This is a genomic window from Tannerella forsythia (assembly GCF_003860135.1).
Taxonomy (GTDB): domain Bacteria; phylum Bacteroidota; class Bacteroidia; order Bacteroidales; family Tannerellaceae; genus Tannerella; species Tannerella forsythia_A.
Window position 1 is genome coordinate 1 of record NZ_RQYN01000163.1, and the last position, 483, is coordinate 483.

At 29.8% G+C, this 483-nt stretch carries 1 protein-coding gene; it reads left to right on the top strand.

Going from position 1 to position 483, the window contains the following annotated elements; genetic code table 11:
- Positions 1-78: 78 nt before the first annotated feature.
- On the top strand, positions 79-483 hold a 405-nt coding region (locus EII41_RS13795), incomplete at its 3' end, for a hypothetical protein (RefSeq protein ID WP_221620745.1).

Sequence of the window (483 nt, forward strand, 5' to 3'; positions counted from 1 at the left end):
ATGATAGAAAAATCCCTAAAATTACTTTTTCTAAAACTAAACAATGAAATAGCTATATATATTTAACAATACCAAAAATTGTTCTATCAACTCAGCGACCCCACACAAAATGTTCCCGAAGGATATGAGGGGTGGATAGAGCAATTAAAGCAAGAAAAAATAATCTGTGATTGCTGGAATATCATTAAGCATAAACCAATTGATGTATTTCTAAATGAGATAATAAAAAAAAGTTTTGCTCCAATAAGCTATGTAAGAGGTACATTTATTGGAATGTTGCGAAAAGACATTGTTTCATTATTTGGCTTGCAGAATATTGAGAATGTATATTATGCAGGAAAGGTTTATGATATAAATAAAAACTTATCCAAAGAATACATCTCTGTAGTTCCAAAGGGCTCAACTTATGTAGTCGTTCCTTATAAAATCAACTTATGCCACAAAATATATTTTATGCTTCCGGAAAAACCAACCGAAAATAAA